Source organism: Streptomyces sp. NPDC060366 (genome assembly GCF_042725135.1).
Classification (GTDB): domain Bacteria; phylum Actinomycetota; class Actinomycetes; order Streptomycetales; family Streptomycetaceae; genus Streptomyces.
This window is the reverse complement of the sequence record NZ_JBHXDC010000014.1, coordinates 47,506-71,736: the sequence shown is the minus strand read 5'-3', so window position 1 is coordinate 71,736 and position 24,231 is coordinate 47,506. Positions and strand designations below refer to the sequence as shown.

The window sequence follows — 24,231 nt, the reverse complement described above, 5'->3', positions numbered from 1 at the left end:
GTCCAGGGCGGAGAGTTCTAAGCGTCCGAAGTTCGTATACATAGGCGAAGTCGACGGGAATCGCCGCGCCGGCCAGCGTTTTTCCGCCCTGAGATTCTTTGGGCGGCAGGAGTCCCAGCTTTTTCCTATATCGGATGCCAAATACCCAACTGGGCCGTCGATGGTGTCCGGCCGGCCGAGGGGGCACCGCGAGGCCCCCCGCACCGGGCGGGCTACGTCGTTTCGAAGATCTCCTCGGCGGAGTCGGCCGTGACGGCATGCTCGAACCATGACTTCATGAGGGCGGAGTCCCGGCAACTGCCAATGCGTTCCCGGACGTCGTCGGAGACCGCGATGCCTCGGACTTCCAGGACGAGGAGGATGTCTCTGGCCCGGCCCTCTGCCCGGCCCTCTTCCCGGATCTCCTCCGCGATGAAGGACGTGTAGAGAGCGATGGGCATGTGAACCCTCACATGCCCATCTCGGGGGGCGGGACTACTCACCCGCGAAGATCTCCTCGACGGAGGACGCGGTGATGGAGCGCAGGAACCACTCCCTCAGGGAATCGGAATCCTCGCAGCTCGTGACGCGCTCGCGAGCGTCGTCCGAGATGTCGATGCCGCGCTGCTCGAGGATCAGCAGGATGTCCTCGGCCCGGGTCTCGGCCCGGGCTTCGGTCCGGGCTTTGGCCCGCGCCTCTTCGCGGATCTCTTCCGAGAGCGGCGAGGTGTAGAAAGAAAGGTCCACGGCCACCAGGTTCCTCCACTGTTGTGCGGCTGGGCGCTTGCCCATGCCCTGTGCGGTGAGTTCGACGAGCGGGCCGGTGAGAGATTCCGGCGCCTCCCGCAGTGCGGCGGACAGCGATTTCAGTATGGCACCGATGTCCGGATCGTCGGCGTGTGTGATCGCCGAAAGGGTGGCAAGCGCCAGGTCCTTGCGCGCCTCGGCAGTGTTCGTGATCAGCGGCATGTTGTGCGGCCCCACGACGAGCGGGCGCAGCGTGAGCGACGCCCACTGCCTGGGCCCGATATGCACCGGGCGGGTCGCCCATTCCGCCGTCGCGCGGTCCTGGCATACGACCAGGAGCACCGGCGGCACTCTGTATTTCGCGTACAGGTACGACAGGTAGTACGACCAACTGGCGTGCTTGTCCAAGTCCTTCTTTCCCTGTGCCTCGACGGCGAGAAGTAAGGGCTGGTCGTCCTCGGTGTCCAGACGCAGGAGCGTGTCCAGCCGGCGCTCCACCGGTCGGGACTCGGTGAGGTCGGTCGGCAGGATCGTGACCGAGGTGGGCGGGGAGAAGGTGACACCCAGCACCTCGGAGACGCGGGAGAACAGTCCCGGATGCTCCTGAAAGATGCGATGCATCGCCTCATGGGGCGAGCTGACCATGCGGGTTCCCGTGGGGTGAGTGGAGTTTGCCTCTGGCACATGCCATGGCTTCGATCCCGTTGAGCATAAGCAGACAATCCGCCCTGTCCGTAGCTCAGTTGGGCATATTCACCCGCAAGGGTGAGGGCGGCCGTACGAGGTCCAGCTCCGCCCACACCGTCTTGCGCGGCACCGGCCCCGGCGTCACCCCCCACCGGTCCGCCAGCACGTCGACCAGCAGCAGCCCTCTGCCCGACTCGGCGTCCGGGGGCGGAGGTTGGGGGTCGAGTCCGGGGAGACGGTCGCCTCGGGTGTCGGTCACCTCGATGCGGAGAACCCGCCCGTCGTCCGTCCTGCACAGCTCCAGCAGGAAGTCCCGCCCGGACAGCCGTCCGTGCGTGGCCGCGTTCGTCGCCAGCTCGGCGGTCACCTGTTCCGCCGTCTCGATCGTCCGGGGCGGCAGGTCCCAGGCGAGCAGATGCGCGGTGGTGAGCCGTCGGGCGAGACGGGCGCCGCGTGGCGTGGGTGACAGGAGTACGCCGAAGTGGCGGTCCGAAAGACCGAGTTGGGTGATTTCTTGATTCACGTCACTCAGCGTGGCGGTCCGTGCATACGCTGACCAGTGATGACTCCGGTACGTACGGTGACTGTCCGGGGCTTGTCCAGTGCTGTCCAGCCTGTCCGGAGGGGACAGCGGTACCAAGGAGGCGGGTGTGCGATGAGCGTGGACACGGACGGTACGGAGCCCAGGACCGAGACGGACGAGCCGGGTTGGGAGGTCGACCCCGACGACGAATCGGGCGCGGCGGTCGTCGCGACGGTCGGCAGGCAGCTACGGATGCGCCGCGAGGCGGCCGGCATGCGGGCGGCGGAGTTCGGCCAGGCGATCGGCTACGGCGAGGACCTGGTCTACAAGGTCGAGTCGGGCACGCGGATTCCCCGCCCTGAGTTCCTGGACAAGGCGGACAAGATCCTGCGGGCAGGTGGATTGATCTCCGCGATGAAGGAGGACGTGGCGGAGGTCCGCTACCCGAAGCGCGTTCGGGATATGGCGCGGATGGAGGCCAGGGCAGTTGAGCTGTTGTCGTACGGCAGCCACAACCTGCACGGTCTGCTTCAGACGGAGGAGTACGCGCGTGCGCTGCTCTCTACGAGGAGGCCCGCACTGTCGGACGGCGAATTGGCGCAGGCAGTTGCGGCGCGAATGGCCCGGCGTTCCATCCTCGACCGTTCGCCGGGCCCCGAGTTGAGTTTTGTCCAAGAAGAGGTCACGCTCCGCCGCCCAGTGGGTGGCAAAATGGTGTTGCGCAGGCAGCTCCAACACCTGCTGCAAGTAGGGCAGTTGCGCAACGTCGAGATCCAGGTGATGCCGACCGCTCATGGGGATCATCCCGGGACGAGCGGGCGGATCCAAGTGCTCAAGTTCGGGGATGGCACGTCGGTCGGACGCACTGATGAGGAGTTCGGTGGCCGACCTGTCTCCGATCCGAGGCAACTAAGGATCTTGGAACTGCGTTATGGCATCATCCGGGCCGAGGCTCTTAACGCGCGTGAGTCTCAGGCCTTCATCGAGGAAGCCCTAGGGGAGACATGATCCGCAGCACCTCAGCCGAGGACGCGAACGAACTGGCGTGGTTCAAGAGCAGCTACAGCGACAGCAGCAACCCCAACGACTGCGTCGAGGTGGCCACCACCGCCACCGCCGTGCTCGTCCGTGACTCCAAGAACCTCCAAGGCCCCCGCCTCGGCCTCTCACCCACCGCGTGGGCGCGCTTCGTGTCGTACGCGTCGGAGCGCTGACAGCCGTGCTCCCCGAGCCGGCGTGGTTCAAGAGCAGCTACAGCGACAGCAGCGACGGCAACGACTGCGTCGAGGTCGCCGCCACCCCCGTCACGGTTCACGTCCGTGACTCCAAGAACCCCCACGGCCCACGCCTGACTGTCCGCCTCGCCGCGTGGGCCGGATTCGTCGCCCATACCGCTCAGCGCTGAGCGTCACGCGTGCTGCGGCATCTCGTCCTTCAGGTTGGACCGGATCTGGGCCCGTAGTTCCGCCGTGTTCTCGTGGCCGTGTGCCGATACCGCGTGTTCGCTCGCGGCGCGGACGACCTCATCCTCCTCGCCGGTGATGGCGAGGGTGCAGTTCGTCTCGCTCGGCATGTCACGGCAATCGACTACTTTGCGCATGATCCACACCTCCATGTACCAGTATCCTCCCGTTCGGGTGGCTATGGCCATGGTTCACGCGGGCCCCGCGTCAGCCCCAGGGTTCGCCCGTCACCCCGTGGGGTACGCTCTCCGGCCGCGATTGGCCAGGGCTCCAGGCCATATGGCACACTGCTCAGGTTGCTCGGTTGAGTGCCGATGCTGCGCGCCTCCCGCCGGGAGGACCGGAAGCGAGTCCCACAGTACTCGTCGGCCCATCTGCCTCTCACGGCAGCGCTGGGACGGACGTACGGGAATCTTCCGGGAAGTGTCAGTGCGGTACCGGCCAGGCACCCGGTGGGCGTTCGTCCCCGGACTCGCGGTTTCAGGCCCGCACCCCTTGGCAGGGAAATCCTTCGGGATCTCTAGGTAAAGGGAATGCGACACGCCCGACCGCGTGGGTCGGAGACAAGCAGTGCGTGGACACATGGCGCACACCCCACCAGGGGGCCAGAGCGTTTCGAGAGAACAGGACTACTGAGTAGCCATGGCGGGACAGAAGATCCGCATCCGGCTCAAGGCCTACGACCACGAGGTCATCGACTCTTCGGCGAAGAAGATCGTCGAGACGGTGACTCGCACTGGTGCGTCGGTCGCGGGCCCGGTGCCGCTGCCCACTGAGAAGAACGTGTACTGCGTCATCAAGTCGCCGCACAAGTACAAGGACTCGCGCGAGCACTTCGAGATGCGCACGCACAAGCGCCTGATCGACATCCTCGACCCGACGCCCAAGACCGTTGACTCGTTGATGCGCCTGGACCTTCCGGCGGGCGTCGACATCGAGATCAAGCTCTGAGAGGCGCGGAAGAGATGGCAAAGCAGATCAAGGGTGTCCTGGGCGAGAAGCTCGGCATGACCCAGGTCTGGGACGAGAACAACCGTGTCGTCCCGGTGACCGTGGTCAAGGCCGGACCCTGCGTTGTAACCCAGGTCCGTACGAATGACTCCGACGGCTACGAGTCGGTCCAGATCGCCTTCGGCGAGATCGACCCGCGCAAGGTGAACAAGCCCCTCAAGGGCCACTTCGCCAAGGCCGACGTGACCCCCCGCCGCCACCTGGTGGAGCTCCGCACCTCCGACGCGTCCGAGTACACGCTCGGCCAGGAGGTCACCGCCGCTGTGTTCGAGTCCGGCGTCAAGGTTGACGTCACGGGCAAGAGCAAGGGCAAGGGCTTCGCCGGTGTCATGAAGCGTCACAACTTCAAGGGACTGGGCGCCGGTCACGGAACCCAGCGCAAGCACCGCTCCCCCGGCTCCATCGGTGGCTGTGCCACCCCGGGCCGTGTGTTCAAGGGCATGCGGATGGCCGGCCGGATGGGCAACGAGCGGATCACCACTCAGAACCTGACCGTCCACGCCGTTGACGCGGAGAAGGGCCTGCTCCTCATCAAGGGCGCGGTCCCCGGTCCGAACGGCGGCCTTGTCCTGGTCCGCACCGCGGCGAAGGGGGCCTGAAGCCATGAGCACCATCGACATCATGTCGCCCTCGGGCGACAAGTCCGGGACCGTTGAGCTCCCGGCCGAGATCTTCGACGCCAAGGTCAGCATCCCGCTGATCCACCAGGTCGTCGTCGCGCAGCTGGCCGCCGCCCGTCAGGGCACGCACAAGGTCAAGCGCCGTGGCGAGGTCCGTGGTGGTGGCAAGAAGCCTTACCGCCAGAAGGGCACCGGCCGCGCCCGTCAGGGTTCGACCCGTGCGCCGCAGTTCGCCGGCGGTGGCGTCGTACACGGCCCCACCCCGCGTGACTACTCGCAGCGGACCCCGAAGAAGATGAAGGTCGCCGCCCTGCGCGGGGCCCTCTCGGACCGGGCCCGCAACGCTCGTATCCACGTCGTCTCCGACGTGGTCGAGGGCGCGGCGTCCACCAAGGCCGCCAAGTCCCTGCTCGGCAAGGTCAGTGAGCGCAAGCACGTGCTCCTGGTCGTCGAGCGGAGCGACGAGGCCGCGTGGCTGTCCGCGCGCAACCTCCCCGAGGTCCACCTGCTGGACCCGGGACAGCTCAACACGTACGACGTGCTTGTCTCCGACGACGTGGTCTTCACCAAGGCCGCCTTCGAGTCCTTCGTGTCCGGCGGGGCTGCGCGACAGACTGCCGAGACCGAGGGGAGCGAAGCCTGATGGCCGAGATCACCAGCAAGACCTTCACGGACCCGCGTGACGTTCTCGTCAAGCCCGTGGTTTCCGAGAAGAGCTACGCGCTGCTCGACGAGAACAAGTACACGTTCATCGTCGCGCCCGGCTCCAACAAGACCCAGATCAAGCAGGCCGTGGAAGCGGTCTTCTCGGTCAAGGTCACCGGGGTCAACACGATCAACCGGCAGGGCAAGCGCAAGCGCACCCGCACCGGTTTCGGCAAGCGCTCGGACACCAAGCGCGCCATCGTGACCCTCGCCGAGGGCGACCGTATCGACATCTTCGGCGGCCCGACTTCCTAACGGAAGTCGGATCGAATCGAAGTCCGGAATATTCCGAGGACTGAGAAATGGGTATCCGCAAGTACAAGCCGACGACCCCGGGCCGTCGTGGCTCCAGCGTCGCCGACTTCGTAGAGATCACGCGGTCCACGCCGGAGAAGTCGCTGGTCCGCCCCCTGCACAGCAAGGGCGGCCGTAACAACGCCGGTCGTGTGACCGTTCGCCACCAGGGAGGCGGCCACAAGCGCGCTTTCCGTTTGATTGATTTTCGTCGTCACGACAAGGACGGCGTGCCGGCCAAGGTCGCGCACATCGAGTACGACCCGAACCGCACCGCGCGCATCGCGCTCCTGCACTACGCGGACGGCGAGAAGCGCTACATTCTCGCGCCGCGTGGTCTGACGCAGGGCAGCCGTGTCGAGAACGGCCCGTCCGCCGACATCAAGCCCGGCAACAACCTGGCGCTGCGCAACATCCCGGTCGGTACGACCATCCACGCCATCGAGCTGCGTCCCGGCGGCGGCGCGAAGTTCGCCCGTTCCGCGGGCACTTCCGTACAGCTGCTGGCGAAGGAGGGCTCCATGGCCCACCTTCGTATGCCGTCCGGAGAGATCCGGCTGGTCGACGTCCGCTGCCGCGCCACCATCGGCGAGGTCGGTAACGCCGAGCAGTCGAACATCAACTGGGGCAAGGCCGGCCGCATGCGCTGGAAGGGCGTCCGCCCGACCGTCCGCGGTGTCGCCATGAACCCCGTTGACCACCCGCACGGTGGTGGTGAGGGCAAGACTTCAGGTGGTCGCCACCCGGTCAGCCCGTGGGGTCAGAAGGAAGGTCGTACGCGTTCGCCGAAGAAGGCGAGCAACAAGTACATCGTCCGCCGCCGCAAGACGAACAAGAAGCGCTAGGAGCGGGTTTAGATGCCGCGCAGTCTCAAGAAGGGGCCCTTCGTCGACGGCCACCTCATCAAGAAGGTGGACGTCCAGAACGAAGCTGGCACCAAGAACGTCATCAAGACCTGGTCCCGTCGCTCGATGATCATCCCGGCAATGCTGGGCCACACCATCGCGGTGCACAACGGCAAGATCCACGTCCCGGTGTTCGTCACCGAGTCGATGGTCGGCCACAAGCTCGGCGAGTTCTCGCCGACTCGCACCTTCCGCGGCCACGTCAAGGACGACCGGAAGTCGAAGCGCCGCTAACGGCGGGGTGGAAACGACTATGACTCACACCGAAGGGACAACCATGGAAGCCAGGGCCCAGGCGCGGTACATCCGCGTCACGCCCATGAAGGCCCGCCGCGTGGTGGACCTCATCCGTGGCATGGATGCCACGGAGGCTCAGGCGGTCCTGCGTTTCGCCCCGCAGGCCGCGAGCGTGCCGGTAGGCAAGGTGCTTGACAGCGCCATTGCCAACGCCGCGCACAACTACGACCACCCAGACGCCACTTCGCTGATCATCAGCGAGGCGTACGTGGACGAGGGTCCGACCCTCAAGCGGTTCCGGCCGCGCGCCCAGGGTCGCGCCTACCGGATCCGTAAGCGGACCAGCCACATCACCGTGGTCGTCAGCAGCAAGGAAGGAACCCGGTAATGGGCCAGAAGGTTAACCCGCATGGGTTCCGGCTCGGTATCACCACGGACTTCAAGTCCCGCTGGTACGCCGACAAGCTGTACGCGGACTACGTCAAGGAAGACGTCGCCATTCGTCGCATGATGACGAAGGGGATGGAGCGTGCCGGTATCTCCAAGGTGGAGATCGAGCGCACCCGTGACCGCGTCCGCGTCGACATCCACACCGCACGTCCGGGCATCGTCATCGGCCGCCGCGGCGCCGAGGCCGACCGCATCCGCGGCGAGCTGGAGAAGCTGACCGGCAAGCAGGTCCAGCTGAACATCCTCGAGGTCAAGAACCCCGAGGTGGACGCTCAGCTGGTGGCCCAGGCCGTCGCCGAGCAGCTGTCCTCGCGTGTCTCCTTCCGTCGCGCCATGCGTAAGAGCATGCAGTCGACGATGAAGGCCGGCGCCAAGGGCATCAAGATCCAGTGCGGTGGCCGCCTCGGCGGCGCCGAGATGTCGCGCTCGGAGTTCTACCGCGAGGGCCGCGTGCCCCTGCACACGCTCCGGGCCAACGTCGACTACGGCTTCTTCGAGGCCAAGACGACCTTCGGCCGTATCGGTGTGAAGGTCTGGATCTACAAGGGCGACGTCAAGAACATCGCCGAGGTGCGCGCCGAGAACGCCGCGGCGCGCGCGGGCAACCGTCCGGCCCGTGGTGGCGGCAACGACCGTCCCGCCGGCCGCGGTGGCCGCGGTGGCGAGCGTGGCGGTCGCGGTGGCCGCAAGCCGCAGCAGGCTCCCGGCACCGAGGCCCCCAAGGCCGAGGCTACGGCTGCTCCGGCCGCGGAGGCCGCGCCCACTTCTACCGGCGGAACGGAGGCCTGACCGAAATGCTGATCCCCCGTAGGGTCAAGCACCGCAAGCAGCACCACCCGAAGCGCAGCGGAATGTCCAAGGGTGGCACGCAGGTTGCGTTCGGCGAGTACGGCATCCAGGCGCTGACCCCGGCATACGTGACGAACCGTCAGATCGAGGCCGCTCGTATCGCGATGACCCGCCACATCAAGCGTGGCGGCAAGGTCTGGATCAACATTTACCCGGACCGTCCCCTCACGAAGAAGCCCGCCGAGACCCGCATGGGTTCCGGTAAGGGTTCTCCCGAGTGGTGGATCGCGAACGTCAAGCCCGGTCGGGTGATGTTCGAGCTGTCCTACCCGAACGAGAAGGTTGCCAAGGAGGCGCTCACCCGCGCCGCCCACAAGCTTCCGATGAAGTGCCGCATCGTTCGGCGCGAGGCAGGTGAGTCGTGATGGCGGCCGTTACCAAGGCGTCCGAGCTGCGTGAACTGGGTGGCGAGGAGCTTGTCGCCAAGCTTCGCGAGGCCAAGGAAGAGCTGTTCAACCTCCGCTTCCAGGCGGCGACCGGTCAGCTCGAGAACCACGGCCGGCTGAAGCTGGTCCGGAAGGACATCGCGCGGATCTACACCCTGATGCGTGAGCGCGAGCTGGGCATCGAGACGGTGGAGAGCGCCTGATGACTGAGAGCAACGTGACTGAGACGACCGAGAAGAGCGAGCGCGGCTTCCGTAAGACCCGCGAGGGTCTCGTCGTCAGCGACAAGATGGACAAGACCGTCGTCGTCGCTGTCGAGGACCGCGTGAAGCACGCCCTGTACGGCAAGGTCATCCGCCGTACGAACAAGCTCAAGGCTCACGACGAGCAGAACGCCGCCGGGATCGGCGACCGTGTCCTCCTCATGGAGACCCGGCCGCTGTCCGCGACGAAGCGCTGGCGCATCGTCGAGATCCTTGAGAAGGCCAAGTAATCCAGGCCAGGTAATCCCTCCCAGGGCATTCCCTAGGAGTAGTTCCGCCAGGCTCGGTGGGGGCCGTACGTACGTCACGGCCCCCACCGGGAACCGGCAGACGATCAGGAGATAGACGTGATCCAGCAGGAGTCGCGACTGCGTGTCGCCGACAACACTGGTGCCAAGGAGATCCTTTGCATCCGTGTTCTCGGTGGCTCGGGTCGCCGCTACGCGGGTATCGGTGACGTCATCGTCGCCACCGTCAAGGACGCGATCCCCGGTGGCAACGTGAAGAAGGGTGACGTCATCAAGGCGGTCATCGTTCGCACCGTGAAGGAGCGCCGCCGCCAGGACGGCTCGTACATCCGCTTCGACGAGAACGCCGCCGTCATTCTGAAGAACGACGGCGACCCTCGTGGCACCCGTATCTTCGGCCCGGTGGGCCGTGAGCTGCGCGAGAAGAAGTTCATGAAGATCATCTCGCTCGCGCCGGAGGTGCTGTAAGCATGAAGATCAAGAAGGGCGACCTGGTTCAGGTCATCACCGGTAAGGACAAGGGCAAGCAGGGCAAGGTCATCGTGGCCTACCCCACGCAGGACCGCGTTCTCGTCGAGGGTGTCAACCGGGTCAAGAAGCACACCAAGGCCGGCCAGACCGCACGTGGTTCGCAGACCGGTGGCATCGTGACGACCGAAGCCCCTGTTCACATCAGCAATGTTCAGCTGGTCGTGGAGAAGGACGGCAAGAAGGTCGTTACCCGCGTCGGCTACCGCTTTGACGACGAGGGCAACAAGATCCGCGTTGCCAAGCGGACCGGTGAGGACATCTGATGACGACCACAACCGCACCGCGTCTGAAGCTGCGCTACCGCGAGGAGATCGCCGGCAAGCTGCGTGAGGAGTTCTCCCTGGAGAACGTCATGCAGGTCCCCGGTCTCGTCAAGATCGTGGTCAACATGGGTGTGGGCGACGCCGCCCGCGACTCCAAGCTGATCGAGGGTGCCATCAAGGACCTCACCACGATCACCGGTCAGAAGCCGGCCGTCACCAAGGCCCGCAAGTCGATCGCGCAGTTCAAGCTGCGCGAGGGGCAGCCGATCGGCTGCCACGTCACCCTCCGCGGTGACCGTATGTGGGAGTTCCTGGACCGTACGCTGTCGCTCGCGCTGCCGCGTATCCGTGACTTCCGCGGCCTGTCGCCCAAGCAGTTCGACGGCCGTGGCAACTACACCTTCGGTCTCACGGAGCAGGTCATGTTCCACGAGATCGACCAGGACAAGATCGACCGGGTCCGGGGCATGGACATCACCGTGGTCACCACGGCGACCAACGACGACGAGGGTCGTGCCCTCCTTCGTCACCTCGGCTTCCCGTTCAAGGAGAACTGACCGTGGCGAAGAAGGCTCTGATCGCTAAGGCCGCCCGCAAGCCGAAGTTCGGCGTGCGCGGTTACACCCGCTGCCAGCGCTGCGGGCGCCCCCACTCCGTCTACCGCAAGTTCGGCCTCTGCCGTGTGTGCCTTCGTGAGATGGCACACCGCGGCGAGCTGCCGGGCGTCACCAAGAGCTCCTGGTAATTCCCGCCCACCCGTCGTCCGACCACCGCCCCTCAAGGGCGGCCCACGGCCGGCGAATTGGATCGGAATCAACCAGGCGCTCTCGGTAAGTAACTGGTCGGCGAAAGCCCTCTCTCCATGCCGTAGGCTTGGAGGGTTGGGCGTTCGCCGCCCGTAACGCATGCGGGCGCAGCCCGCTAAGCAATGCTTACTACGCCGTAGGTCCCCGCACCGCACCCGTCCCGCCACCGAGTGGGGAGAGGGATGGCGCATACAGGAAACCCCGGCGAGAGAGGCCGAAGGCCAATTCATGACCATGACTGATCCCATCGCAGACATGCTGACCCGTCTGCGTAACGCGAACTCGGCATACCACGACGATGTCGTGATGCCGCACAGCAAGATCAAGTCGCACATCGCGGAGATCCTCCAGCAGGAGGGCTTCATCACCGGCTGGAAGGTCGAGGACGCCGAGGTCGGCAAGAAGCTGACCCTCGAGCTGAAGTTCGGCCCGAACCGCGAGCGTTCGATCGCAGGCATCAAGCGCATCTCGAAGCCGGGTCTGCGCGTGTATGCCAAGTCCACCAACCTGCCCAAGGTGCTCGGCGGCCTGGGCGTGGCGATCATCTCCACGTCCCACGGTCTTCTGACCGGCCAGCAGGCAGGCAAGAAGGGCGTAGGTGGGGAAGTCCTCGCCTACGTCTGGTAGTCGGGAACGGAGGAAAAGCTCATGTCGCGAATCGGCAAGCTCCCCATCCAGGTTCCCACCGGTGTGGACGTCACCATCGACGGCCGTACGGTCGCGGTGAAGGGCCCCAAGGGTTCCCTCACGCACACCGTCGCAGCGCCGATCGAGGTCTCCAAGGACGATGACGGCACCCTCAAGGTGCTGCGTCCGAACGACGAGCGTCAGAACAAGGCCCTGCACGGCCTGTCCCGCACGCTGGTGGCGAACATGATCACCGGTGTGACCCAGGGATACACCAAGGCGCTCGAGATCAGCGGTGTCGGTTACCGCGTCCAGGCGAAGGGCTCCAACCTGGAGTTCGCGCTCGGATACAGCCACCCGATCGTCGTCGAGGCCCCCGAGGGCATCACCTTCAAGGTCGAGTCCCCGACGAAGCTCAGTGTCGAGGGCATCGACAAGCAGAAGGTCGGCGAGGTCGCGGCGAACATCCGCAAGCTGCGGAAGCCCGACCCGTACAAGGCCAAGGGCGTCAAGTACGCCGGCGAGGTCATCCGCCGCAAGGTCGGAAAGGCGGGTAAGTAGCCATGGCATACGGTGTAAAGATCGCCAAGGGCAAGGCCTACAAGGCCGCTGCCATCAAGCGCCGTCACATCCGCGTACGCAAGAAGGTCTCGGGCACGGTAGCGCGCCCCCGCCTCGTTGTGACGCGTTCCAACCGCCATATGGTGGCTCAGGTCATCGACGACATCGCGGGCCACACGCTCGCTTCGGCGTCGAGCCTGGACACGTCGATCCGCAGTGGCGAGGGTGACAAGAGCGCCCAGGCACAGCAGGTCGGTGCCCTGGTCGCCGAGCGCGCCAAGGCCGCCGGCGTCGAGGCTGTCGTGTTCGACCGTGGTGGCAACCAGTACGCCGGGCGGATTGCCGCTCTGGCTGACGCCGCCCGTGAAGCCGGGCTGAAGTTCTAAGCCCCGGTTCCGGAGCTAGCGGACGTAACAGAGAGAGGTAATTCCAATGGCTGGACCCCAGCGCCGCGGAAGCGGTGCCGGTGGCGGCGAGCGGCGGGACCGGAAGGGCCGTGACGGTGGCGGTGCTGCCGAGAAGACCGCGTACGTCGAGCGTGTCGTCGCGATCAACCGCGTTGCCAAGGTCGTCAAGGGTGGTCGTCGCTTCAGCTTCACCGCGCTGGTCGTGGTGGGCGACGGTGACGGCACCGTAGGTGTCGGTTACGGCAAGGCCAAGGAGGTGCCGGCCGCCATCGCCAAGGGTGTTGAGGAGGCCAAGAAGCACTTCTTCAAGGTCCCCCGTATCCAGGGCACCATCCCGCACCCGATCCAGGGTGAGAAGGCGGCGGGCGTCGTCCTGCTCAAGCCCGCGTCCCCCGGTACCGGCGTCATCGCCGGTGGCCCGGTGCGTGCGGTGCTCGAGTGCGCCGGCGTCCACGACATCCTGTCGAAGTCGCTCGGTTCGTCGAACCCGATCAACATCGTGCACGCGACCGTGGCGGCCCTCCAGGGCCTGCAGCGTCCCGAGGAGATCGCGGCCCGCCGCGGTCTGCCCCTCGAGGACGTCGCCCCCGCGGCTCTGCTTCGTGCGCGTGCGGGAGCGGGTGCCTGATGGCCCGTCTCAAGATCACGCAGACGAAGTCGTACATCGGCAGCAAGCAGAACCACCGCGACACCCTTCGTTCGCTGGGCCTCAAGCGGCTCAACGACGTGGTTGTCAAGGAGGATCGTCCCGAGTTCCGCGGCATGGCGAACACCGTGCGGCACCTCGTGACGGTTGAGGAGGTCGACTGACATGGCGGAGCAGAAGCCGCTGAAGGTCCACAACCTCCGTCCCGCCCCGGGAGCCAAGACCGCCAAGACCCGTGTGGGCCGTGGCGAGGCGTCCAAGGGTAAGACGGCCGGTCGTGGCACCAAGGGTACGAAGGCCCGTTACCAGGTTCCGGCACGCTTCGAGGGCGGGCAGATGCCCCTCCACATGCGACTGCCGAAGCTGAAGGGCTTCAAGAACCCGTTCCGTACCGAGTACCAGGTCGTGAACCTGGACAAGCTGGCCGAGCTCTACCCGCAGGGTGGCGAGGTCACTGTGGCCGATCTGGTCGACAAGGGTGCGGTCCGTAAGAACAGCCTCGTCAAGGTCCTGGGCCAGGGCGAGATCTCCGTAGCGGTGACGGTTTCGGTTGACGCCGCTTCCGGCTCCGCCAAGGAGAAGATTGCCGCCGCCGGCGGCTCCGTCACCGAGCTCGTCTGAGACGACTCGGACAAGTTGATGGACTGAACACCCAACCGGGGATGCCTCTCATAAGGGGCATCCCCGGTTGGTCGTTCCTAGGGGGGCAGGTACGCCGGTAAGGTGGCGTGCACTGTTGCTGTATTGAACCCGGGGGTCCGCCCCCGGACCCCGAGCCACGCGGACTGTCCGCAGGGGTGGTCGCGTGGCTTTTTGCCTGATATGTATCCGTCGATCCTCAAGACCGTCACCCTTGACGCGCGAGCGCGGGGGTCGCAGGAGGCACCGTGCTCACCGCGTTCGCCCGGGCGTTCAAGACGCCCGACCTGCGCAAGAAGCTGCTCTTCACGCTGTTCATCATCGTGCTGTACCGGTTCGGGGCACATATCCCCGTACCGGGCGTCAGCTACGAGAATGTCCAGACGTGCGTCGATGCAGCCCAGAAGGGCAATAACAGCCTGTTCGGCTTGGTGAACATGTTCAGCGGCGGAGCGCTGCTGCAGATTACGATCTTCGCGCTCGGCATCATGCCGTACATCACGGCAAGCATCATCCTGCAGCTGCTGACTGTGGTCATCCCCCGACTCGAAGCCCTCAAGAAGGAAGGGCAGTCCGGCCAGGCCAAGATCACTCAGTACACCCGATACCTGACAGTCGCCCTCGCGGTGCTCCAGGGCACCGGTCTGGTGGCCACCGCCCGCAGCGGCGCGCTCTTCAGCGGCTGCCCGGTCGCCTCGGAGATCGTTCCCGACCAGTCGATCTTCATCACCGTCACGATGGTCATCACGATGACCGCCGGTACGGCCGCCGTCATGTGGCTCGGTGAGATGATCACCGACAAGGGCATCGGCAACGGCATGTCCATCCTGATGTTCATCTCCATCGCCGCCGGGTTCCCGGGCGCGCTGTGGGCCATCAAGGAGAGCGGCAAGCTCGCTCAGGGCTGGATCGAGTTCGGCACGGTCATTCTGATCGGCTTCGTGATGGTGGGTCTCGTCGTCTTCGTCGAGCAGGCGCAGCGCCGGATCCCCGTCCAGTACGCGAAGCGGATGATCGGCCGCAGGTCCTACGGCGGTACGTCCACGTACATTCCGCTCAAGGTCAACCAGGCGGGTGTGATTCCCGTCATCTTCGCGTCGTCGCTGCTCTACATCCCGGCGCTGATCGCGCAGTTCTCCAGTTCGCAGTCCGGCTGGAAGACGTGGATCGAAGCCCACTTCATCAAGGGTGACCATCCGTACTACATCGCGACCTACTTCGTGCTGGTCGTGTTCTTCGCCTTCTTCTACGTGGCCATCACGTTCAACCCCGAAGAAGTCGCGGACAACATGAAGAAGTATGGTGGCTTCATCCCGGGCATCCGGGCAGGTCGACCTACTGCCGAGTATCTGAGTTACGTACTCAACCGGATCACTTGGCCGGGCTCGCTGTACCTGGGGTTGATCGCTCTTGTCCCAACGATGGCGTTGGCAGGCTTCGGCGGCGCGAACCAGAACTTCCCGTTCGGCGGGACAAGCATCCTGATCATCGTGGGTGTGGGTCTGGAGACCGTGAAGCAGATCGAGAGCCAGCTCCAGCAGCGTAATTACGAAGGGTTCCTCCGCTGATGCGAATCGTCCTCGTCGGACCGCCCGGTGCCGGCAAGGGAACGCAGGCTGCGTACCTCGCCCAGAACCTCTCCATTCCGCACATCTCCACCGGTGACCTCTTCCGCGCCAACATCAGCCAGGGCACCGACCTCGGCAAGCAGGCGAAGAGCTACATCGTCAAAGGGGACCTGGTCCCCGACGAGGTCACCATCGGGATGGCGCTGGATCGGATGGGGCAGCCGGACGCCGAGAACGGCTTCCTTCTGGACGGCTTTCCCCGCAACGTCTTCCAGGCCGAGGCGCTCGACAAGGCGCTCACGGCCGAGGGGTTGCACCTGGACGCCGTGCTGGACCTGGAGGTCGACGAGGACGAGGTGGTCAAGCGGATCGCCGGTCGGCGTACCTGCCGCAACGACAGCTCGCATGTCTTCCACCTCACATACAGCCCGCCGAAGAAGCAGGGTGTGTGCGACGAGTGTGGTGGCGAGCTGTATCAGCGGGACGACGACTCGGAGGAAACGGTCCGCACCCGGCTGGAGGTCTACCACACGCAGACCGAGCCGATCATCGACCACTACCGTGAGCAGGGGCTCGTGGTCACCATCTCCGCGCTGGGCAAGGTCGCCGAGGTGACCAAGCGCGCGATGGCGGCCCTTGAGGAGGGCGGCCGGGCGGCCTAGGCCGGTCCGGTTCACCCACCACCCGCAAGACGCAGGACCCGTACCACCAGCACCACCCAGCACGGCACAGTGATACGGCCGGGGCGCCCCGAGGGGCACCACGGCCGTACTGCTGTCCGGGGACTACCGTAGATGTCCCGGCGGACGCCGCCGGGGCGACAGCGTTTCATCGACCGAGTGAGGCAGGCCGCCGTCATGGTGGAGATCAAGACCCCCGAGCAGATCGCGAAGATGCGTGAGGCGGGACTGGTCGTCGCCGCGATCCACGCGGCCACCGGCGAGGCCGCGGTGCCCGGCGCCACCACGAAGGACCTGGACGAGGTCGCGCGCAAGGTCCTCGCGGACCACGGCGCGAAGCCCAACTTCCTCGGCTACGGCGGGTTCCCCGCGACGATCTGCACCTCGGTCAACGAGGTGGTCGTGCACGGGATCCCGGACACCAAGACCGTACTGAAGGACGGCGACATCATCTCGATCGACGCCGGCGCGATCGTGGACGGCTGGCACGGCGACGCGGCCTTCACCGCGTTCGTCGGCGACGGTCACGCACCGGAGCTGGTCGAGCTCTCCCGTGTGACGGAGGAGTCGATGTGGGCGGGGATCGCCGCGATGCGGGTCGGTAACCGGCTGGTCGACGTGTCGCGCGCGATCGAGACGTACATCCGCCGCCAGCCGAAGCCGGGCGGCGGCAAGTACGGCATCGTCGAGGACTACGGCGGCCACGGCATCGGCACCCAGATGCACATGGAGCCGCACCTGCTGAACTACGTCGCGCGCAAGCGCGGCAAGGGTCCGAAGCTGGTGCCCGGCTTCTGCCTGGCGATCGAGCCGATGGTCTCGCTCGGCACCCCGCACACCGAGGTCCTCGCCGACGAGTGGACGGTCATCACGACCGACGGCACCTGGTCCTCGCACTGGGAGCACTCGATCGCCCTGACGGAGGACGGCCCGCTCGTCCTGACCGCGGTCGACGGGGGCAAGGCGAAGCTGGCGGAGCTGGGCGTCACGGCGGCGCCGGACCCGCTGGGCTGACGGACGGCTCCGTCGGCCGGACGGAGTCCGGGGCGTCGGGGGATCAGACCCGTTCGAGGGATCGGGGGGTTGACGATCTCCAGTGGTGGGCAAACTCAACGGATTCGTCTTTTCGGGAGCCCTGCCGTAGACTGACTCGTCGGCTCTGGTGTACCCGTGTGTCCACATACGGCGGTCCAGAATCGACCAAGGTAGCCGATTCGAAGGGCGAAGCGTGGCCAAGAAGCAAGGTGCCATCGAAATTGAGGGCACCGTGATCGAGTCTCTCCCGAACGCCATGTTCAAGGTGGAGCTCCAGAACGGTCACAAGGTCCTCGCGCACATCAGCGGCAAGATGCGGATGCACTACATCCGAATCCTGCCCGATGACCGGGTAGTGGTGGAGCTGTCTCCCTACGACCTGACGCGTGGCCGGATCGTCTACCGATACAAGTAGATCTTGCCTCACCCCGGTTCCGGGGTGCAGGCACTGACCCGGAGAACCTCACACCATGAAGGTCAAGCCGAGCGTCAAGAAGATCTGCGACAAGTGCAAGGTGATCCGCCGTCACGGCCGGGTCATGGTCATCTGCGACAACCTGCGCCACAAGCAGCGCCAGGGCTGACGCAGCACCACCTGCATCTCGCAGTACTTCGCGCGACGCGAGCGAACACGTATATACGCAGTGTCCGACGTCATCCGCATCAGCTGATGGCGCCGACACCCCCGGCGGAGGCCGGGGACCCGGAGAGAGCACCGATGTCCGGGACAGTCACTGCGGAAGACCTCCGAAATCACTCAGGAGCCATGAATGGCACGCCTCGCAGGCGTTGACCTCCCGCGCGAAAAGCGCGTCGAGGTCGCCCTCACCTATGTCTTCGGCATCGGGCGCACCCGGTCCAAGGAGACCCTCGCCGCCACCGGCGTGGACCCCAACGTCCGCGTCCGCGACCTTGCCGAGGAAGACCTCGTCAAGCTCCGCGAGTACGTGGACGGCAACCTCAAGACCGAGGGTGACCTCCGTCGCGAGATCCAGGCCGACATCCGCCGCAAGGTCGAGATCGGCTGCTACCAGGGTCTGCGTCACCGTCGCGGCCTGCCGGTCCACGGCCAGCGCACGAGCACGAACGCCCGTACCCGCAAGGGTCCGCGTCGCGCCATCGCCGGCAAGAAGAAGCCGGGCAAGAAGTAGTCCTCAGCGGACGCTCATCAGCGGTCTTCGCTGTAGGACCGACCACCTCCCGTAGGAGTAATAGATGCCCCCCAAGGGTCGTCAGGGCGCTGCCAAGAAGGTGCGCCGCAAGGAAAAGAAGAACGTCGCTCATGGGCACGCCCACATCAAGAGCACGTTCAACAACACCATCGTCTCGATCACGGACCCCTCGGGCAACGTGATCTCCTGGGCCTCCGCCGGCCACGTCGGCTTCAAGGGCTCGCGCAAGTCCACCCCCTTCGCCGCGCAGATGGCCGCCGAGTCGGCCGCCCGCCGCGCGCAGGAGCACGGCATGCGCAAGGTCGACGTCTTCGTCAAGGGTCCCGGCTCCGGCCGTGAGACCGCGATCCGCTCGCTCCAGGCCACCGGCCTGGAGGTGGGTTCGATCCAGGACGTCACCCCCACCCCGCACAACGGCTGCCGCCCCCCGAAGCGTCGCCGCGTTTGACCCTCTGTACCCCCTGGGGGTACGGATCGCGGGCGGTACGGGGCCTTTGCTCCGTACCGCCCGTACCCTTGTCCTGTTGGCATCAAATAGTGGGTGCCAAGACTGGAGGCATTTTCCATGCTTATCGCTCAGCGTCCGTCGCTGACCGAAGAGGTCGTCGACGAATACCGTTCGCGATTTGTCATCGAGCCCCTGGAGCCGGGTTTCGGCTACACGCTCGGTAACTCCCTGCGTCGTACGCTCCTCTCCTCGATCCCCGGTGCCGCTGTCACCAGCATCCGGATCGACGGGGTCCTGCACGAGTTCACCACCGTGCCGGGCGTCAAGGAGGACGTCACCGACCTCATCCTCAACATCAAGCAGCTCGTCGTCTCCTCGGAGCACGACGAGCCGGTCGTGATGTACCTGCGCAAGCAGGGTCCCGGCCTGGTCACCGCCGCCGACATCGCGCCCCCGGCCGGTGTCGAGTGCCACAACCCGGACCTCGTCCTCGCCACGCTCAACGGCAAGGGCAAGCTGGAGATGGAGCTGACCGTCGAGCGCGGTCGCGGCTACGTCTCCGCCGTCCAGAACAAGCAGGTGGGCCAGGAGATCGGCCGTATCCCGGTCGACTCCATCTACTCGCCGGTGCTCAAGGTCACGTACAAGGTCGAGGCGACCCGTGTCGAGCAGCGCACCGACTTCGACAAGCTGATCGTCGACGTCGAGACCAAGCAGGCCATGCGCCCCCGCGACGCCATGGCGTCCGCCGGTAAGACGCTGGTCGAGCTGTTCGGTCTGGCGCGCGAGCTCAACATCGACGCCGAGGGCATCGACATGGGCCCGTCGCCGACGGACGCGGCGCTCGCCGCCGATCTCGCCCTGCCGATCGAGGAGCTCGAGCTCACCGTTCGGTCGTACAACTGCCTCAAGCGCGAGGGCATCCACTCCGTGGGTGAGCTCGTGGCGCGGTCCGAGGCGGACCTGCTCGACATCCGTAACTTCGGCGCCAAGTCGATCGACGAGGTCAAGGCGAAGCTGGCCGGCATGGGCCTGGCGCTCAAGGACAGCCCGCCCGGATTCGACCCGACCGCCGCGGCTGACGCGTTCGGCGCGGACGACGACGCGGACGCCGGTTTCGTGGAGACCGAGCAGTACTAGGACCCCGGGCCCGGGGTTGAGGCTCTGTCCTCAGACGCCGGACGGGCTTGATTCGCCTTTCCGCAGACGACCGTCTGCGGGGAACTGACATCGGTACCTGATACGGCCGGTGCAGATATGAAGGAGTAACACCATGCCGAAGCCCGCCAAGGGTGCCCGTCTGGGCGGCAGCGCCGCGCACGAGCGGCTGCTTCTCGCGAACCTCGCGAAGGCGCTGTTCGAGCACGGCAAGATCACGACGACCGAGGCCAAGGCCCGCCGCCTGCGTCCGGTCGCCGAGCGTCTGGTCACCAAGGCGAAGAAGGGCGACATCCACAACCGTCGCCTCGTTCTCCAGACGATCACGGACAAGAGCATCGTGCACACGCTCTTCACCGAGATCGCTCCGCGTTACGAGAACCGCCCCGGTGGCTACACCCGTATCACCAAGATCGGCCCCCGTCGTGGCGACAACGCCCCGATGGCGGTCATCGAGCTGGTCGAGGCGCTGACCGTGGCGCAGAAGGCCACCGGTGAGGCCGAGGCCGCGACGAAGCGCGCCGTCAAGGAAGACGCCCTCAAGAAGGAGGAGTCCTCCAAGGAGGACGCCCCCGTCGAGGCCGTCGAGGACGCCGAGCCGGCCGCCGCGGAGTCCAAGGACTCCAAGGACGCCTGACCGTTTTTTCGAGGTCGCAGAACGGGCCCGCATCACCCTCAGGGGCGGTGCGGGCCCGTTCCGCGTGAATGGGGTGAGTGGTGAGCGAGGAGACCGAGGGTGCGGCGCCCGGGTTCGTACGGGTACGGCTCGACCTGAGTTACGACGGGAAGGACTTCTCCGGGTGGGCGCGGCAGGCCACCCGGCGGACCGTCCAGGGGGACATCGAGGACGCGCTCAAGGTCGTGACGCGGTCCTCGGAGTCGTACGACCTCACCGTCGCGGGGCGCACGGACGCCGGTGTGCACGCGCGCGGACAGGTGGCGCACGTCGATCTGCCCTCCGAGCTGTGGGCCGAGCACCGGGAGAAGCTGCTGAGGCGCCTCGCGGGGCGCCTGGCGCACGACGTACGGGTGTGGAGGGTCGAGGAGGCGCCACCGGGCTTCAACGCCCGTTTCTCGGCGATCTGGCGGCGGTACGCCTACCGCGTCACCGACGATCCCGGCGGTGTCGACCCACTGCTGCGCGGCCATGTCCTGTGGCACGACTGGACGTTGGACGTGGACGCCATGAACGCGGCGTCGGCGGGACTGGTCGGGGAGCACGACTTCGCCGCGTACTGCAAGCGGCGCGAGGGCGCGACGACGATCCGCACGCTCCAGCGGCTGGAGTGGGAGCGGGACGCGCACGGTGTCATCACAGCGACGGTGCGGGCCGACGCCTTCTGCCACAACATGGTGCGCTCGCTGGTCGGCGCGCTGCTGTTCGTGGGCGACGGGCACCGGCCCGTGGAGTGGCCGGCGAAGGTGCTGGCCGCCGGGGTGCGGGACTCGGCCGTCCATGTCGTACGGCCGCACGGCCTCACCCTGGAGGAGGTCGGCTACCCGGCCGACGACCAGCTCGCCGCGCGCAACCGGCTGGCCCGCAACAAGCGGACCCTGCCGGCTGCCGGGGGGACCAACTCAGTCGACGGGTGCGGTGGCTGCTGCTGACGCCTGCGTCTCGCCGCGACGGCGGATCTGGAGGAAGGTGAACTCCGCCACGTCGTCACCGGTGGTGTAGACGTCCTTGTCGGACTTCACGACGTCCTTGCCGTTGGTGAAGCCGCCGACGGTGAAGTACACGTACCTGCCGTACGAGTTGGTGGTCTTGCGGCAGATCGTGCCGCCCCGGCAGAACGTCGCGACACCCGACCCGGAGAGCGAGGCCAGACCGCCGCGCGCCTCCTTCTTCGCCTTCAGCGCCTGTGTCTCGGTGGAGAAGACGGCGACGCCGACGGTCACCGCCGTGCCGCCACGGGTGTACGTGGCGCGGATGACCTGGTCACAGGTGTTGGCGGCGAGGATCGAGCCGAGGTCGCCCTGGGTGGCGCCCGCGCAGTTCGTGGTGCTGTTCGTCGCGCCCTTGGTGTACTCGCGGTCGCCCATCGTCAGCTTCGCGCCGGGGAAGAGGGTGTCGGCGCCCAGCGGCAGCTTGTCCTTGTCCTCGGTGGAGATGAAGTCCTTCGGGTCCGGCGGCGGCAGCGGCTCGGCGTCGGAGAACGACGGCTCGGGCTCGGCGCTCTCGCTGGGCAGGTCGGGCGCCGCGGGCAGCTCGCTCGTGTTCTTGCCGTTCGCGCGGTCACCGCCGTCGCCGTTCGCGGAGACGACGGCCGTGGCGACGATCGCCGCGACGGCGGCGGTCGCGAGTACGCCGCCGCCTATCAGCGTCCACCGCCTGCGGCGGGCCCGCTGTGCCGAGGCGTCGGCGAGCGCGGCCCAGTCCGGTGTCTGCCCCTGCGGGTCCCGCGATCCGTACGGCCCCTGTGGGGGCGGCCCGTAAGGCCCCCCTTGACCAAAGCTCATGGCGGGAGTTTAGACGGCGCGAAGGGGGTTCAGGTTCCGGGCCGGGAACGGAATTGGGTTGGGAGAGTGGGGTTCCGGCCCCCACAATGCGAGGCATGGGACATCTGGAGGCCGCGCACCTGGAGTACTACCTACCGGACGGACGGGTGTTGCTCGGCGACGCCTCGTTCCGGGTGGGCGAGGGCGCCGTCGTGGCGCTCGTGGGAGCCAACGGCGCGGGCAAGACGACGCTGCTGCGGCTGATGGCGGGGGACCTCCAGCCGCACGGCGGGACGGTCACCGTGTCCGGCGGGCTCGGCGTGATGGAGCAGTTCGTCGGCTCCGTACGGGACGAACGCACCGTCCGTGACCTGCTGGTCTCCGTCGCGCAGCCGCGGATCAGGGAAGCGGCACGGGCCGTGGACCGCGCCGAGACCGCGATCATGGAGCGCGACGACGAGGCCGCGCAGATGAGTTACGCGCAGGCGCTGAGCGACTGGGCGGAGGCGCGTGGGTACGAGGCCGAGACGCTGTGGGACATCTGCACGGTCGCGGCGCTCGGCGTCCCGTACGAGAAGGCGCAGTGGCGCGCGCTGAAGACGCTGAGCGGCGGTGAGCAGAAACGGCTCGTGCTGGAGGCGCTGCTGCGCGGGCCGGACGAGGTGCTGCTGCTCGACGAGCCCGACAACTACCTCGACGTGCCCGGGAAGCGGTGGCTGGAGGAGCGGCTGGGGGAAACCCGTAAGACCGTGTTGTTCGTCTCCCACGACCGGGAGCTGCTGGCGCGCACCGCGCAGCGGATCGTGAGCGTGGAGCCGAGCCCGGCCGGGTCGGACGTATGGGTGCACGGCGGCGGTTTCGGTACGTACCACGAGGCCCGCAAGGAGCGGTTCGCGCGCTTCGAGGAGCTGAAGCGGCGCTGGGACGAGGAGCACGCGCGGCTGAAGGCGCTGGTCCACCGGCTGCGGCAGCAGGCGGCGATCAGCCCCGACATGGCGTCGCGGTACCACGCGATGCAGACGCGCTTCAAGAAGTTCGAGGAGGCGGGGGCGCCGCCGGAGCCGCCGCGCGAGCAGGAGATCCGAATGCGGCTCAAGGGTGGCCGGACCGGGGTGCGGGCGGTGACCTGCGAGAACCTGGAGCTGACCGGTCTGATGAAGCCGTTCTCGCTGGAGATCTACTACGGCGAGCGGGTCGGGGTGCTCGGGTCGAACGGATCGGGCAAGTCGCACTTCCTGCGGCTGCTGGCGGGCGATCCGTCGGTCGCGCACACGGGGCGGTGGAAGCTCGGCGCGCGGGTCGTGGCCGGCCACTTCGCGCAGACGCACGCGCATCCGGAGCTGCTGGGACGGAGCCTGGTCGACATCCTGTGGACCGAGCACGCGAAGGACCGGGGCGGCGCGATGAGCGTGCTGCGCCGCTACGAGCTGGAGCGCCAGGGGGACCAGCCGTTCGACAAGCTGTCGGGCGGGCAGCAGGCGCGCTTCCAGATCCTGCTGCTCGAGCTGCGCGGGACGACGGCGCTGCTGCTGGACGAGCCGACGGACAACCTGGACCTGGAGTCGGCGGAGGCCCTCCAGGACGGTCTGGAGGTGTACGAGGGGACGGTGCTGGCCGTGACCCACGACCGGTGGTTCGCGAAGACCTTCGACCGCTATCTGGTCTTCGGTTCGGACGGGGTGGTGCGGGAGTCGTCGGAGCCGGTCTGGGACGAGCGCCGGGTGGTGCGCGCGCGGTAGGGCTCGCGCGGGGCGCATCCGTGGGCGGGGGCCTCGTTTTGACCCGTACGGCGCACCCTGGGTATCCTTCTGGTTCGTTATGCGTATTGGCTTGTTCATTCTCACGTGAGAGGCCCTTACGCCGGTCCACCGGGCCGATGATCCA

40 protein-coding genes are annotated in these 24,231 nt (G+C 66.7%); 35 read left to right on the top strand and 5 right to left on the bottom strand.

What is annotated here, in order from left to right; all coding sequences use genetic code 11:
- Positions 1 to 212 precede the first annotated feature (212 nt).
- From ACFWHU_RS28610 to ACFWHU_RS28600, 3 genes are all read right to left on the bottom strand, one after another.
- Entirely contained in the window at positions 213 to 440 is a 228-nt protein-coding gene (locus ACFWHU_RS28610) for a hypothetical protein (protein WP_387228302.1), read from the bottom strand.
- 34 nt (positions 441 to 474) lie between these two features.
- Complete coding sequence (locus ACFWHU_RS28605) at positions 475 to 1,371, bottom strand: hypothetical protein (RefSeq protein WP_387228300.1); 897 nt, start codon at positions 1,369 to 1,371, stop codon at positions 475 to 477.
- 94 nt (positions 1,372 to 1,465) lie between these two features.
- Entirely contained in the window at positions 1,466 to 1,936 is a 471-nt protein-coding gene (locus ACFWHU_RS28600; RefSeq protein WP_387228298.1) for an ATP-binding protein, read from the bottom strand.
- A 132-nt stretch (positions 1,937 to 2,068) separates the two neighbouring features.
- Here ACFWHU_RS28600 and ACFWHU_RS28595 point away from each other — a divergent pair, with 132 nt between their 5' ends.
- The 3 genes from ACFWHU_RS28595 to ACFWHU_RS28585 are packed head-to-tail and all read left to right on the top strand — an operon-like array spanning position 2,069 to position 3,341.
- Entirely contained in the window at positions 2,069 to 2,944 is an 876-nt protein-coding gene (locus ACFWHU_RS28595) for a helix-turn-helix domain-containing protein (RefSeq protein WP_387228296.1), read from the top strand.
- Entirely contained in the window at positions 2,941 to 3,150 is a 210-nt protein-coding gene (locus ACFWHU_RS28590; RefSeq protein ID WP_387228294.1) for a DUF397 domain-containing protein, read from the top strand. The genes ACFWHU_RS28595 and ACFWHU_RS28590 overlap by 4 nt, the downstream gene beginning before the upstream one ends.
- 5 nt (positions 3,151 to 3,155) lie before the next feature.
- Positions 3,156 to 3,341: a DUF397 domain-containing protein gene (locus ACFWHU_RS28585; protein WP_387228292.1), complete on the top strand. Its 186-nt coding sequence runs from the start codon at positions 3,156 to 3,158 to the stop codon at positions 3,339 to 3,341.
- A 3-nt stretch (positions 3,342 to 3,344) separates the two neighbouring features.
- On the opposite strand, the gene ACFWHU_RS28580 is transcribed toward ACFWHU_RS28585, so the two are convergent.
- The gene (locus tag ACFWHU_RS28580) at positions 3,345 to 3,536 is read right to left on the bottom strand and encodes a DUF1059 domain-containing protein (RefSeq protein WP_385791603.1); all 192 of its coding nucleotides are present in this window, start codon (positions 3,534 to 3,536) and stop codon (positions 3,345 to 3,347) included.
- A 505-nt stretch (positions 3,537 to 4,041) separates the two neighbouring features.
- Here ACFWHU_RS28580 and rpsJ point away from each other — a divergent pair.
- The 31 genes from rpsJ (at position 4,042) to truA (ending at position 21,516) form a co-directional block, all read left to right on the top strand.
- A complete protein-coding gene (gene rpsJ / locus ACFWHU_RS28575) occupies positions 4,042 to 4,350 on the top strand; it encodes a 30S ribosomal protein S10 (protein WP_003948644.1) in 309 nt (102 codons plus the stop codon).
- 14 nt (positions 4,351 to 4,364) lie between these two features.
- Positions 4,365 to 5,009, top strand: coding sequence for a 50S ribosomal protein L3 (gene rplC / locus ACFWHU_RS28570; RefSeq protein ID WP_381904643.1), 645 nt, complete (start codon positions 4,365 to 4,367; stop codon positions 5,007 to 5,009).
- A gap of 4 nt (positions 5,010 to 5,013) precedes the next feature.
- A complete protein-coding gene (gene rplD / locus ACFWHU_RS28565; RefSeq protein ID WP_385791601.1) occupies positions 5,014 to 5,673 on the top strand; it encodes a 50S ribosomal protein L4 in 660 nt (219 codons plus the stop codon).
- Positions 5,673 to 5,990 (top strand): 50S ribosomal protein L23, encoded by a 318-nt coding sequence (gene rplW, locus ACFWHU_RS28560; protein ID WP_078075546.1) that lies wholly within the window; start codon positions 5,673 to 5,675, stop codon positions 5,988 to 5,990. The genes rplD and rplW overlap by 1 nt, the downstream gene beginning before the upstream one ends.
- Before the next feature lie 47 nt (positions 5,991 to 6,037).
- Complete coding sequence (gene rplB, locus ACFWHU_RS28555; protein ID WP_023539343.1) at positions 6,038 to 6,874, top strand: 50S ribosomal protein L2; 837 nt, start codon at positions 6,038 to 6,040, stop codon at positions 6,872 to 6,874.
- Positions 6,875 to 6,886: 12 nt separating this feature from the next.
- On the top strand, positions 6,887 to 7,168 hold the full coding sequence (gene rpsS, locus ACFWHU_RS28550) for a 30S ribosomal protein S19 (RefSeq protein WP_023539342.1): 282 nt from the start codon (positions 6,887 to 6,889) through the stop codon (positions 7,166 to 7,168).
- A 43-nt stretch (positions 7,169 to 7,211) separates the two neighbouring features.
- Positions 7,212 to 7,559, top strand: a complete 348-nt coding sequence (gene rplV, locus ACFWHU_RS28545) for a 50S ribosomal protein L22 (protein WP_031230021.1) — start codon at positions 7,212 to 7,214, stop codon at positions 7,557 to 7,559.
- Positions 7,559 to 8,410, top strand: coding sequence for a 30S ribosomal protein S3 (gene rpsC, locus ACFWHU_RS28540; protein WP_387228287.1), 852 nt, complete (start codon positions 7,559 to 7,561; stop codon positions 8,408 to 8,410). The genes rplV and rpsC overlap by 1 nt, the downstream gene beginning before the upstream one ends.
- Positions 8,411 to 8,415: 5 nt before the next feature.
- A complete protein-coding gene (rplP, locus tag ACFWHU_RS28535) occupies positions 8,416 to 8,835 on the top strand; it encodes a 50S ribosomal protein L16 (protein ID WP_023539339.1) in 420 nt (139 codons plus the stop codon).
- The gene (gene rpmC / locus ACFWHU_RS28530) at positions 8,835 to 9,059 is read left to right on the top strand and encodes a 50S ribosomal protein L29 (protein ID WP_078075545.1); all 225 of its coding nucleotides are present in this window, start codon (positions 8,835 to 8,837) and stop codon (positions 9,057 to 9,059) included. Before rplP ends, rpmC begins: the two co-directional genes overlap by 1 nt.
- Complete coding sequence (gene rpsQ, locus ACFWHU_RS28525) at positions 9,059 to 9,349, top strand: 30S ribosomal protein S17 (RefSeq protein WP_078075544.1); 291 nt, start codon at positions 9,059 to 9,061, stop codon at positions 9,347 to 9,349. Before rpmC ends, rpsQ begins: the two co-directional genes overlap by 1 nt.
- Before the next feature lie 117 nt (positions 9,350 to 9,466).
- Positions 9,467 to 9,835 carry a 50S ribosomal protein L14 gene (gene rplN, locus ACFWHU_RS28520; protein WP_023539336.1) on the top strand — a complete coding sequence of 123 codons (369 nt, stop codon included), beginning with the start codon at positions 9,467 to 9,469 and terminating at the stop codon, positions 9,833 to 9,835.
- A gap of 2 nt (positions 9,836 to 9,837) precedes the next feature.
- Positions 9,838 to 10,161, top strand: coding sequence for a 50S ribosomal protein L24 (gene rplX / locus ACFWHU_RS28515; RefSeq protein ID WP_023539335.1), 324 nt, complete (start codon positions 9,838 to 9,840; stop codon positions 10,159 to 10,161).
- On the top strand, positions 10,161 to 10,718 hold the full coding sequence (gene rplE, locus ACFWHU_RS28510; protein ID WP_023539334.1) for a 50S ribosomal protein L5: 558 nt from the start codon (positions 10,161 to 10,163) through the stop codon (positions 10,716 to 10,718). The genes rplX and rplE overlap by 1 nt, the downstream gene beginning before the upstream one ends.
- A 2-nt stretch (positions 10,719 to 10,720) precedes the next feature.
- The gene (locus ACFWHU_RS28505) at positions 10,721 to 10,906 is read left to right on the top strand and encodes a type Z 30S ribosomal protein S14 (RefSeq protein WP_003948630.1); all 186 of its coding nucleotides are present in this window, start codon (positions 10,721 to 10,723) and stop codon (positions 10,904 to 10,906) included.
- Between the two features lie 289 nt (positions 10,907 to 11,195).
- Positions 11,196 to 11,594 (top strand): 30S ribosomal protein S8, encoded by a 399-nt coding sequence (gene rpsH, locus ACFWHU_RS28500; RefSeq protein WP_382561741.1) that lies wholly within the window; start codon positions 11,196 to 11,198, stop codon positions 11,592 to 11,594.
- A 21-nt stretch (positions 11,595 to 11,615) separates the two neighbouring features.
- The gene (gene rplF, locus ACFWHU_RS28495; protein WP_385791594.1) at positions 11,616 to 12,155 is read left to right on the top strand and encodes a 50S ribosomal protein L6; all 540 of its coding nucleotides are present in this window, start codon (positions 11,616 to 11,618) and stop codon (positions 12,153 to 12,155) included.
- Between the two features lie 2 nt (positions 12,156 to 12,157).
- Positions 12,158 to 12,541: a 50S ribosomal protein L18 gene (gene rplR, locus ACFWHU_RS28490; protein ID WP_078075539.1), complete on the top strand. Its 384-nt coding sequence runs from the start codon at positions 12,158 to 12,160 to the stop codon at positions 12,539 to 12,541.
- 46 nt (positions 12,542 to 12,587) lie between these two features.
- A complete protein-coding gene (rpsE, locus tag ACFWHU_RS28485; RefSeq protein WP_078075538.1) occupies positions 12,588 to 13,190 on the top strand; it encodes a 30S ribosomal protein S5 in 603 nt (200 codons plus the stop codon).
- Complete coding sequence (gene rpmD, locus ACFWHU_RS28480) at positions 13,190 to 13,372, top strand: 50S ribosomal protein L30 (protein ID WP_041985698.1); 183 nt, start codon at positions 13,190 to 13,192, stop codon at positions 13,370 to 13,372. Before rpsE ends, rpmD begins: the two co-directional genes overlap by 1 nt.
- 1 nt (position 13,373) lies before the next feature.
- Complete coding sequence (rplO, locus tag ACFWHU_RS28475; protein WP_381904640.1) at positions 13,374 to 13,829, top strand: 50S ribosomal protein L15; 456 nt, start codon at positions 13,374 to 13,376, stop codon at positions 13,827 to 13,829.
- A 266-nt stretch (positions 13,830 to 14,095) separates the two neighbouring features.
- On the top strand, positions 14,096 to 15,415 hold the full coding sequence (gene secY, locus ACFWHU_RS28470) for a preprotein translocase subunit SecY (RefSeq protein ID WP_078075536.1): 1,320 nt from the start codon (positions 14,096 to 14,098) through the stop codon (positions 15,413 to 15,415).
- Positions 15,415 to 16,077, top strand: a complete 663-nt coding sequence (locus ACFWHU_RS28465; RefSeq protein ID WP_385791591.1) for an adenylate kinase — start codon at positions 15,415 to 15,417, stop codon at positions 16,075 to 16,077. Before secY ends, ACFWHU_RS28465 begins: the two co-directional genes overlap by 1 nt.
- A 195-nt stretch (positions 16,078 to 16,272) precedes the next feature.
- Entirely contained in the window at positions 16,273 to 17,109 is an 837-nt protein-coding gene (gene map / locus ACFWHU_RS28460) for a type I methionyl aminopeptidase (RefSeq protein WP_387228405.1), read from the top strand.
- Positions 17,110 to 17,323: 214 nt separating this feature from the next.
- The gene (gene infA, locus ACFWHU_RS28455) at positions 17,324 to 17,545 is read left to right on the top strand and encodes a translation initiation factor IF-1 (protein ID WP_003956442.1); all 222 of its coding nucleotides are present in this window, start codon (positions 17,324 to 17,326) and stop codon (positions 17,543 to 17,545) included.
- A 55-nt stretch (positions 17,546 to 17,600) separates the two neighbouring features.
- Complete coding sequence (gene rpmJ, locus ACFWHU_RS28450) at positions 17,601 to 17,714, top strand: 50S ribosomal protein L36 (protein ID WP_003956441.1); 114 nt, start codon at positions 17,601 to 17,603, stop codon at positions 17,712 to 17,714.
- A gap of 186 nt (positions 17,715 to 17,900) precedes the next feature.
- On the top strand, positions 17,901 to 18,281 hold the full coding sequence (rpsM, locus tag ACFWHU_RS28445) for a 30S ribosomal protein S13 (RefSeq protein ID WP_164252337.1): 381 nt from the start codon (positions 17,901 to 17,903) through the stop codon (positions 18,279 to 18,281).
- Between the two features lie 64 nt (positions 18,282 to 18,345).
- Positions 18,346 to 18,750, top strand: coding sequence for a 30S ribosomal protein S11 (gene rpsK, locus ACFWHU_RS28440; protein ID WP_003956432.1), 405 nt, complete (start codon positions 18,346 to 18,348; stop codon positions 18,748 to 18,750).
- A gap of 117 nt (positions 18,751 to 18,867) precedes the next feature.
- Entirely contained in the window at positions 18,868 to 19,890 is a 1,023-nt protein-coding gene (locus tag ACFWHU_RS28435; protein ID WP_147874337.1) for a DNA-directed RNA polymerase subunit alpha, read from the top strand.
- 133 nt (positions 19,891 to 20,023) lie between these two features.
- Positions 20,024 to 20,545, top strand: coding sequence for a 50S ribosomal protein L17 (gene rplQ, locus ACFWHU_RS28430; RefSeq protein ID WP_385791588.1), 522 nt, complete (start codon positions 20,024 to 20,026; stop codon positions 20,543 to 20,545).
- Positions 20,546 to 20,625: 80 nt separating this feature from the next.
- Complete coding sequence (gene truA / locus ACFWHU_RS28425) at positions 20,626 to 21,516, top strand: tRNA pseudouridine(38-40) synthase TruA (RefSeq protein ID WP_387228280.1); 891 nt, start codon at positions 20,626 to 20,628, stop codon at positions 21,514 to 21,516.
- Here truA and ACFWHU_RS28420 read toward each other — a convergent pair.
- The gene (locus ACFWHU_RS28420; RefSeq protein ID WP_387228278.1) at positions 21,487 to 22,368 is read right to left on the bottom strand and encodes a hypothetical protein; all 882 of its coding nucleotides are present in this window, start codon (positions 22,366 to 22,368) and stop codon (positions 21,487 to 21,489) included. The two genes, truA and ACFWHU_RS28420, sit on opposite strands and share 30 nt — an antisense overlap.
- 95 nt (positions 22,369 to 22,463) lie before the next feature.
- Here ACFWHU_RS28420 and ACFWHU_RS28415 point away from each other — a divergent pair, with 95 nt between their 5' ends.
- Positions 22,464 to 24,086 carry an ABC-F family ATP-binding cassette domain-containing protein gene (locus tag ACFWHU_RS28415; RefSeq protein ID WP_385791582.1) on the top strand — a complete coding sequence of 541 codons (1,623 nt, stop codon included), beginning with the start codon at positions 22,464 to 22,466 and terminating at the stop codon, positions 24,084 to 24,086.
- Positions 24,087 to 24,231 lie beyond the last annotated feature (145 nt).

Coding starts and splice junctions, on each gene's coding strand:
- rpsE (WP_078075538.1), top strand. CDS start 12,588: ATGGCTGGACCCCAGCGCCGCGGAAGCGGTGCCGGTGGCGGCGAGCGG.
- rplQ (WP_385791588.1), top strand. CDS start 20,024: ATGCCGAAGCCCGCCAAGGGTGCCCGTCTGGGCGGCAGCGCCGCGCAC.
- rplO (WP_381904640.1), top strand. CDS start 13,374: ATGGCGGAGCAGAAGCCGCTGAAGGTCCACAACCTCCGTCCCGCCCCG.
- rplB (WP_023539343.1), top strand. CDS start 6,038: ATGGGTATCCGCAAGTACAAGCCGACGACCCCGGGCCGTCGTGGCTCC.
- rpmJ (WP_003956441.1), top strand. CDS start 17,601: ATGAAGGTCAAGCCGAGCGTCAAGAAGATCTGCGACAAGTGCAAGGTG.
- ACFWHU_RS28415 (WP_385791582.1), top strand. CDS start 22,464: ATGGGACATCTGGAGGCCGCGCACCTGGAGTACTACCTACCGGACGGA.
- rplF (WP_385791594.1), top strand. CDS start 11,616: ATGTCGCGAATCGGCAAGCTCCCCATCCAGGTTCCCACCGGTGTGGAC.
- ACFWHU_RS28605 (WP_387228300.1), bottom strand. CDS start 1,371: ATGGTCAGCTCGCCCCATGAGGCGATGCATCGCATCTTTCAGGAGCAT.
- ACFWHU_RS28595 (WP_387228296.1), top strand. CDS start 2,069: ATGAGCGTGGACACGGACGGTACGGAGCCCAGGACCGAGACGGACGAG.
- rplP (WP_023539339.1), top strand. CDS start 8,416: ATGCTGATCCCCCGTAGGGTCAAGCACCGCAAGCAGCACCACCCGAAG.
- rplR (WP_078075539.1), top strand. CDS start 12,158: ATGGCATACGGTGTAAAGATCGCCAAGGGCAAGGCCTACAAGGCCGCT.
- rplE (WP_023539334.1), top strand. CDS start 10,161: ATGACGACCACAACCGCACCGCGTCTGAAGCTGCGCTACCGCGAGGAG.
- rplW (WP_078075546.1), top strand. CDS start 5,673: ATGGCCGAGATCACCAGCAAGACCTTCACGGACCCGCGTGACGTTCTC.
- rpsM (WP_164252337.1), top strand. CDS start 17,901: ATGGCACGCCTCGCAGGCGTTGACCTCCCGCGCGAAAAGCGCGTCGAG.
- rpmD (WP_041985698.1), top strand. CDS start 13,190: ATGGCCCGTCTCAAGATCACGCAGACGAAGTCGTACATCGGCAGCAAG.
- rpsH (WP_382561741.1), top strand. CDS start 11,196: ATGACCATGACTGATCCCATCGCAGACATGCTGACCCGTCTGCGTAAC.
- rplX (WP_023539335.1), top strand. CDS start 9,838: ATGAAGATCAAGAAGGGCGACCTGGTTCAGGTCATCACCGGTAAGGAC.
- ACFWHU_RS28465 (WP_385791591.1), top strand. CDS start 15,415: ATGCGAATCGTCCTCGTCGGACCGCCCGGTGCCGGCAAGGGAACGCAG.
- rpsJ (WP_003948644.1), top strand. CDS start 4,042: ATGGCGGGACAGAAGATCCGCATCCGGCTCAAGGCCTACGACCACGAG.
- map (WP_387228405.1), top strand. CDS start 16,273: ATGGTGGAGATCAAGACCCCCGAGCAGATCGCGAAGATGCGTGAGGCG.
- rpsQ (WP_078075544.1), top strand. CDS start 9,059: ATGACTGAGAGCAACGTGACTGAGACGACCGAGAAGAGCGAGCGCGGC.
- rpmC (WP_078075545.1), top strand. CDS start 8,835: ATGGCGGCCGTTACCAAGGCGTCCGAGCTGCGTGAACTGGGTGGCGAG.
- ACFWHU_RS28610 (WP_387228302.1), bottom strand. CDS start 440: ATGCCCATCGCTCTCTACACGTCCTTCATCGCGGAGGAGATCCGGGAA.
- rpsS (WP_023539342.1), top strand. CDS start 6,887: ATGCCGCGCAGTCTCAAGAAGGGGCCCTTCGTCGACGGCCACCTCATC.
- rplC (WP_381904643.1), top strand. CDS start 4,365: ATGGCAAAGCAGATCAAGGGTGTCCTGGGCGAGAAGCTCGGCATGACC.
- ACFWHU_RS28420 (WP_387228278.1), bottom strand. CDS start 22,368: ATGAGCTTTGGTCAAGGGGGGCCTTACGGGCCGCCCCCACAGGGGCCG.
- rplV (WP_031230021.1), top strand. CDS start 7,212: ATGGAAGCCAGGGCCCAGGCGCGGTACATCCGCGTCACGCCCATGAAG.
- ACFWHU_RS28435 (WP_147874337.1), top strand. CDS start 18,868: ATGCTTATCGCTCAGCGTCCGTCGCTGACCGAAGAGGTCGTCGACGAA.
- rpsC (WP_387228287.1), top strand. CDS start 7,559: ATGGGCCAGAAGGTTAACCCGCATGGGTTCCGGCTCGGTATCACCACG.
- ACFWHU_RS28580 (WP_385791603.1), bottom strand. CDS start 3,536: ATGCGCAAAGTAGTCGATTGCCGTGACATGCCGAGCGAGACGAACTGC.
- rplD (WP_385791601.1), top strand. CDS start 5,014: ATGAGCACCATCGACATCATGTCGCCCTCGGGCGACAAGTCCGGGACC.
- ACFWHU_RS28590 (WP_387228294.1), top strand. CDS start 2,941: ATGATCCGCAGCACCTCAGCCGAGGACGCGAACGAACTGGCGTGGTTC.
- rpsK (WP_003956432.1), top strand. CDS start 18,346: ATGCCCCCCAAGGGTCGTCAGGGCGCTGCCAAGAAGGTGCGCCGCAAG.